General features: G+C 59.4%; 6 protein-coding genes. 2 read left to right on the forward strand and 4 right to left on the reverse strand.

The annotated features are described in order from the left end of the window. Positions 1 to 183: 183 nt before the first annotated feature. Positions 184 to 1,929, reverse strand: coding sequence for a YcaO-like family protein (locus HF854_RS11895; protein WP_168936483.1), 1,746 nt, complete (start codon positions 1,927 to 1,929; stop codon positions 184 to 186). 2 nt (positions 1,930 to 1,931) lie between these two features. After that, complete coding sequence (locus HF854_RS11900) at positions 1,932 to 2,639, reverse strand: class I SAM-dependent methyltransferase (RefSeq protein ID WP_204625907.1); 708 nt, start codon at positions 2,637 to 2,639, stop codon at positions 1,932 to 1,934. Positions 2,640 to 2,882: 243 nt separating this feature from the next. Here HF854_RS11900 and HF854_RS11905 point away from each other — a divergent pair, with 243 nt between their 5' ends. Together HF854_RS11905 and tpx are read left to right on the forward strand one after the other, a co-directional pair. Beyond that, positions 2,883 to 3,746 (forward strand): 50S ribosomal protein L11 methyltransferase, encoded by an 864-nt coding sequence (locus HF854_RS11905; protein WP_168936484.1) that lies wholly within the window; start codon positions 2,883 to 2,885, stop codon positions 3,744 to 3,746. A gap of 75 nt (positions 3,747 to 3,821) precedes the next feature. Next, positions 3,822 to 4,325: a thiol peroxidase gene (gene tpx / locus HF854_RS11910; protein ID WP_168936485.1), complete on the forward strand. Its 504-nt coding sequence runs from the start codon at positions 3,822 to 3,824 to the stop codon at positions 4,323 to 4,325. Positions 4,326 to 4,739: 414 nt separating this feature from the next. Here tpx and rho read toward each other — a convergent pair whose 3' ends face one another. Together rho and HF854_RS11920 are read right to left on the reverse strand one after the other, a co-directional pair. Continuing rightward, on the reverse strand, positions 4,740 to 5,990 hold the full coding sequence (gene rho / locus HF854_RS11915) for a transcription termination factor Rho (RefSeq protein WP_040369422.1): 1,251 nt from the start codon (positions 5,988 to 5,990) through the stop codon (positions 4,740 to 4,742). A gap of 195 nt (positions 5,991 to 6,185) precedes the next feature. Beyond that, the gene (locus HF854_RS11920; RefSeq protein WP_006005737.1) at positions 6,186 to 6,704 is read right to left on the reverse strand and encodes a CarD family transcriptional regulator; all 519 of its coding nucleotides are present in this window, start codon (positions 6,702 to 6,704) and stop codon (positions 6,186 to 6,188) included. Positions 6,705 to 6,928 lie beyond the last annotated feature (224 nt).

A 6,928-nucleotide genomic window follows, 5' to 3' on the forward strand; every position in this document is an offset into this window, starting at 1 on the left:
TGCATCTTTTCTTGCCGCCGTTCAAATCAGATGCATATCTTTGTGGGCAAACATAATTTGACGACACTATCTAGGAAACAGAGTAGGGCGCGGCAGCCGTCGTCAGGTCAGCCTGAGAGGATGGAAAAGGGAGAAAGCCCTGTACAGGACTTTCTCCCCGGTAGTCATGGAATGCGGTAATACTTAAAGCGATGCTTTAAGCTCTTCCAGATGCGTGCGGGCAAAGTCCAGCGAAGGATCCACTTCCAGCGCGGCCGCCAGATGTTCCATGGCGGCTTCCTTCTGGTCCAGGAATTTTTCGCACAGCCCCAGATTGGCCAGGTCCATCACCGAGCCCTTGTCCACCTTGAGCACGGCACGGAAGGCGGCAGCGGCTTCTTCATAACGCTTGAGCTTGAACAGGCAGACGCCCAGCAGGTTGCCGTATTCCTTCATGTCCGGGCACAGGGCCACAGCGTCACGCAGGGGGGACAGGGCACTTTCCCAGTCGCCGGTCAGCGTGGAGACATAACCTTCGTAAAAGGCGGCCAGCCCCTTGGCGTCATTTTCGGGCTGCAGGGGGCGGGCCTGGGCGAAAAGGTCACGAGCCTCTTCAAAACGTTCCGCACGCAGGGCCAGCATGGCCCGGAAAAAGGGCAGGAAATGCGCGTTGGGGTAGCAGCGCTCCAGCACGGCCAGCCCATGCAGGGCCGTTTCCTCGTCCGCTTCTTCAGCCAGCTTGCGGCCCACGAACAGACCGATGCTCTGGTTGCGGTCACGCTCGCGGAAGGAGAGCCCCGGAGCGATGCAGTAGTGGGCCGGGACGCCCAGATCGGGATGCGTAGTCTCTACAGCATAGACCTGTACCGGTTCCAGATCATGCAGCGCCCGGAGCAGCTCGTCGCGGATGTCGGGCGCTTCCACGCTGGGCAGGTCGGACAGGCGGCAGACGGGCCCTTCCAGCAGCCATTGGATGTCCTCCAGACGCTCGAACTTGGAAAGACCGGAGGCCTCGTAGCAGGCCTGCGTGCAGAAGTCACCGCCCAGCTGGGCGATCTCCGTGACGGCACGGATGGCGGCCTTGGCCGGAGAGGCTGCGGTGCCGGCCGTGAACACGATCTCGGAGCGGGCCGGGAAGGTGGCCGGGTCCCAGGCCACCGCGCCGACAGTGGGCAGCGGCATGCCCAGGGAGAAATCCTTGAGCACGATATGGATGCCTTCCCGTTCAAAGGCGGCCAGCAGGTCGCGCAGGGTGGGATCGTCCACTTCGTGGGGATCGATGGTGGGGGTGGTCAGGCGTTCCCGGTCGATACGGCAGCAGACATGCCGCTCCACCAGTTCGGAAAGGCCCTGCAGAAGCGATTCCTCCGGGCTGTTGCCGGCGGACGTGCCGTTGAATTCGCCCAGCAGCTTGAACCAGTCCAGCGGCAGCCAGACGGTGCGACCGTCAGCCAGATGCGTGGCAGGGAAGAAGTTCCAGCGCAGGGTGCTCATGGCTTCGCGGGCCTGTTCCGGGGAAAGACTGTCGTCCACGGAGCGGCAGATCTCCTCGATGGGCAGCAGATCCTTGCCGAAGCGCTCTTCGGCCTCGGCCCAGGTGGCGCTGACCATATGCGGCAGGCGCTGCCAGAAACTGAAGAAGGCAAAGCGTTCCATCAGTTCCATCAGAGCGGAAGCACGGGCCTGTTCCGGCGAGGAACCTTTGCCCATCTGTTTGCGGGTGGGCATGATGCCGCGGGCGTCCCTGCCGCAAACGCTGAGGTAGACCGGGATGCCCAGACGGCCCACGTCCACGCGGCGGACTTCGGCCAGGATGTCCAGACCGGCGGCCTGCATGCGGGCCTGCACGCGTTCATAGGTCTCCTGGGGCGAGATGGTCTTGTCCAGGTCGCGGGTATAGCCCTTGGGGCAGGACTGCAGACGGATGACGGGAAGAGTGGTCGTGCTCATGGCTACTGCTTGCGCTCCAGGATATGCAGGACGTAGATGCGGCGCTGTTCCTTGCCGTCGGCATCTTGGCTCTTGACGCCGATATGGCCTTCCTGCACCTGGAAGGTCTTGGCGGCCAGCTTGGCAAAATGCGGTTTGGCGCGGGCCATGTCCGTGCAGAATACGGCCTTGCCGCCCGGAGCCAGATGACGGTCCACGAATTTCAGCAGCGGCCGGTGCAGGTCATCGAGATACAGGAGCTCCGAAGCGACGATGCGGTCGAAGCCTTCGGGGAAGCGCTCGTCCTTGCCGGGACGGGAAACGTCCAGATAGCAGACGTCGATCAGGTCCTGCAGCTTGTTGTGCAGCACGTTGGCCCGGGCGAACTGGAGGGCATCATTGACGATGTCGCTGGTCACGATATGGCGGAAGCCGTAACGGGAGGCCACCAGACTGAGCACGCCACAACCGCCGCCCAGCTCCAGCATGGTCTTGCCCTCGGGCTCCAGCTTGCGCAGGAAGCGCCCCAGCACGAAGGAGCCCGGCCAGACCTTGGCCCAGAGCGGCAGATCTTTCAGCGGGTCATGGATGGCGTGCCGTGCCAGCAGCCCGTCCAGATGGCTCTGCATATTGTTGATGTTCAGGACCTCCAGCTGGCCGTCATCCAGCTGCAGGGGAACAAAGTCCACATCGAAGGTCTTGCGGATGTCCGCAAGGATCTGGTCCAGCATCGTCGTCTCCCGTATATTTTTCCGTCTGGGCCGGATACGTCCCGGCTGGCCGGAAAAGGCTTGTGGAATTCTCAGGGGATCACTAGGAAAATCTGAAAAGCTGAAAAAAAGGAGGCGCCCCGCCCGGGGACGCACTCACGAAGCAGACGGCAAAAGGCCGATGCCGACAATCCATACAGGCATTTGCGCCGCAAATCAACATGCCGGCTTGACAGGGCCCGGTGTGCGGGCTAGGCAGAATGCATGAAAACCATCCATCGCCTCGAAATTGTTGTTGCGGAAAGTGATTACGACTGCGCCACCGGCCTGCTGGCCCTGGAAGTGCCCTTTGGCTGGGAAGAGCAGAGCCTGCCCACCGGCGAGACGCGCTTCCGGGTCCACTGCGAGCAGAAGGATTTTCTGGAACGGCTGCAGCAGCTGCTGAAGCAGACCGTCCCGGCTGCGGAAAGCGCTCTTTCCGAGCTGGAGGAGACCGACTGGCTGGCGGCTTGGCGTCAGTTCTTCACGCCTGTGTGTTGCGGTAACCATTTTGTGGTCCTGCCGCCGTGGCTGGCGGATACGCAGGACTTCCCCGGCCGGACGCCCATCCTCATCGAGCCCAAGAGTGCCTTTGGCACCGGCCATCATGCCACTACGGCCCTGTGTCTGCGTGTGGTCAGCGATCTGCTGGAAGCCGGACGCCTACAGGAAGGGCAGCATTTCCTCGATCTGGGCACCGGTTCCGGGGTGCTGGGCATCGGCTGCTGCAAGTTCGGCCTTACGGGCGAAGGTCTGGACATCGATCCGCTGGCCGTGGACAACGCGGTCGAGAATCGTGCCCTCAACGCCATCGCGCCTGAAAACTTCACCGTGGCCGAGGGCAGCATCGGTGCCGTGACTGGCAAGCAGTTCGACTTGGTGCTGGCCAACATCCTGGCCCGTCCGCTGACCGAGATGGCGGCCGATATCGTGCGCGTCTGCCGCCCCGGCGGTTGCCTCGTCCTTTCCGGGCTCTTGGAGATCCAGGCTGACGGCGTGACCGCGGCTTACAAGGCCCAGGGACTGCCCGAACCGCGCCGTATCATCGACGGCGAATGGGCCGCCCTGGTCTGGGATTCCGTTAAATAGGAAATGTTCTTGACAAGGACAGGGCATCCTGCTACATAAGGGCATCTTGAACGCAAAAGCCGCAAGGAGCTTTTTATGAATACTGTCACTTTCATGGGTAATCCTCTCCACCTCGAAGGCAACCTGCCCGTCATTGGCCAGAAGGCCCCTGAATTCACGGTGTGCAACAACGGCCTCGAACCCCGCAGCCTGAAAGACTACGCGGGCAAGATCGTGGTCCTGGTGAGCGTGCCTTCTCTGGATACGCCCGTGTGTGATATGGAAGTGCGTCGCTTCAACAAGGAAGCCGCTGCCCTGTCCGACAAAGTGCAGATCCTGGCCCTGAGCTGCGACCTGCCCTTCGCTCAGGCCCGCTGGTGCGGTGCCGCCGGCGTGCAGGCCGTGGAAAGCCTGTCCGACTACAAGGACGTGGATTTCGGCAAGAACTACGGCGTGCTGATCCAGGAACTGCGTCTGCTGGCCCGCGCCATCTTCGTGGTGGCTCCCGACGGTACGCTGGCTTACAGCCAGCTGGTGCCCGAAGTGACCAACGAGCCTGACTACGACGCCGTTCTGGAAGCGGTGAAGAAGCTGGCCTAACCGGTCCCATCCATTGCTCTGATGCTTCCGGGCTCCCTTCGGGGAGTCCTTTTTTTGTGTCGTCGTCCACCGGAGTCCTTCCTGTCTTTGTCGTTCTCCCTGCGGATGCAGGCCAGGGAGCACTGTCCCTTGCAAATCATAGAGATGCTGATGGAGTGGCACAAGACGGCAATGTCCTTCAGTATACGGACTGGCAAATGCTCCAAGGGAAGTGTGCCGCGTCACGAGTTTTTCTGGATGACTCGTGGAAAAAAACGGAGCAGGGCAGAGCGGATGTACGAGCCACAAATCAAAACCGCCCATCAAAAGACACCCAACGCGTGTCTTTTCATTTCGCTCTATGGCGTTCGGTAGGACAAAATAACAAAAAAGGCGCTCCAAAGAGCGCCTTTCTGAAAAGCGGATACGTTGTTGCTATTTGCCCATGGCGTCCATGAAGTCCTTGTTGGACTTGGTCCCGCGCATCTTGTCCAGCAGGAATTCCATGCTGTCGATGGAGGACATGGGAGCCAGGATCTTGCGCAGGATCCAGACGCGGTTGAGGATATCGTCGGAAAGCAGCAGGTCTTCCTTGCGGGTGCCGGTGCGGTTGATGTCGATGGCCGGGAAGATGCGCTTTTCCGCCAGGTGGCGGTCCAGATAGATCTCCATGTTTCCGGTACCCTTGAATTCTTCGAAGATGACTTCGTCCATGCGGGAGCCGGTGTCGATCAGAGCCGTGGCGATGATGGTCAGGCTGCCGCCTTCTTCGATATTGCGCGCGGCACCAAAGATACGCTTGGGGCGCTGCAGGGCGTTGGCGTCCAGACCACCGGAAAGCACGCGGCCAGATGAAGGGGTCACGGCGTTATAAGCGCGGCCCAGACGGGTGATGGAGTCCATAAGGATGACCACGTCCCGCTTGCGTTCCACCAGACGCTTGGCTTTTTCCAGTACCATTTCACAGACCTGCACGTGGCGCTGCGGCGGTTCGTCAAAGGTGGAGCTGATGACTTCGGCCTTTTTCACGGTACGTTCCATGTCCGTGACTTCTTCGGGGCGTTCGTCGATGAGCAGGACGATCAGATAGACGTCGGGATTGTTGGCATTGATGGCGTTGGCCAAAGACTGCAGCAGAACAGTCTTGCCGGTACGCGGCGGGGCCACGATGAGACCGCGCTGACCACAGCCGATGGGCGACATGATGTCGATGACGCGGTTGGAAAGATTTTTCTCGCCATTTTCCATGATCAGCTGGTGATCAGGATAGATGGGCGTCAGGTTGTCGAACAGAACGAGATTTTTGGCATTTTCCGGCGGTTCGAAGCCGATCTCCGTCACTTTGAGCAGGGCAAAGTAGCGTTCGCCTTCTTTTGGGGGGCGGATCTGGCCGGAAACGATATCGCCTTTACGCAGGGAAAAGCGGCGGATCTGGGAGGGAGAAACATAGATGTCGTCCGGGCCGGGCATGTAGCTGCACAGGGGAGAGCGCAGGAAGCCGAAGCCGTCGGGCAGGATCTCCAGGACGCCATCCCCGTAGATGGCACCGTTTTGGGAGGCACAGGCCTGCAGGAGGGCGAAGATGAGTTCTTGCTTGCGCATGGAGCTGGCATTTTCGATCTCGTACTGCTCAGCCAGTTCCATCAGGGCCTGCATGCTGCGGGTTTTCAGTTCTGTCAGGCTCAGGCCGCTATCTGAAAGTAAGGCGGGTGCAGCCTTTTTTTTACGGACGTATTTACGGGGTGCTTTTTCCATGGGCGTAGAAAGCACGCATCACCGAAAAACGGCAATGCGATGCAAAAAGATGTTATGGGATTGGAAGAAAAAAGGCGTGTGAAAAGCGTGTAGCCTATCTTGTGGCCGGAAGCAAGTAAAAAATAGTTAATGCGCAGTGGTCGCAGGCTGCTTGGCAGGCGGGGAATAAAGAGAGATGAGCTCGGACTGCAAGTCCCGCTGTTCCGTCTTGAGGACTTCGCCCAGTTCACCGGTCACAAGGCTCATGGCCTGTTCCAAGAGACGCCGTTCACCAAAGGAAAGATCCTTGGTACGGCCGATGAGGAGGAGTTCGCGCAGGACGTTGGCGACGATGGAAAGGTCAGGACTCTTGAGGCGTTCGGAATACTCGCGGAAGCGTCGGTTCCAGTTCTGGCCTGTGTGGACGGTCTGCTGGGGGTTGTTGCGCAGCGCTTCCCAGATGTGTTCTGCTTCCTTGGTGCTGACCAAAGTGCGCAGACCAACATTAGAGGCATTTTTGACAGGTACCATGAGGGTGATACTGTTGGCCCGGATGCGCACGATGTAGAAATCGCACGCCGAACCACCAATATTCTGGCTGTCGATGCGCTCTATCTGGCCCACTCCTTGAGCTGGGTACACTACAAGCTGTTCGGATGTAAACATTTCCGTCCAAGGGTTGAAGTGCCCGCGCCAAACGCGAAGAAAAATAGCAAATGTGGAAAAGATTCAGGTAATCTTTTCCACTGTTAAAAGAACATAACGTACAACCAATCATTAGTCCAGCAAAAATTTTTTTTACTAGAATCATGACAAATCAGAACCACCCGCAAAGCGGGTGGTTTGCTCTGGCCCTGTAAGGGCCTGTTACCGGCTGCGCCTAAAGACGC

Origin of the sequence: Desulfovibrio piger, assembly GCF_012843875.1 — a bacterium.
Classification (GTDB): domain Bacteria; phylum Desulfobacterota; class Desulfovibrionia; order Desulfovibrionales; family Desulfovibrionaceae; genus Desulfovibrio.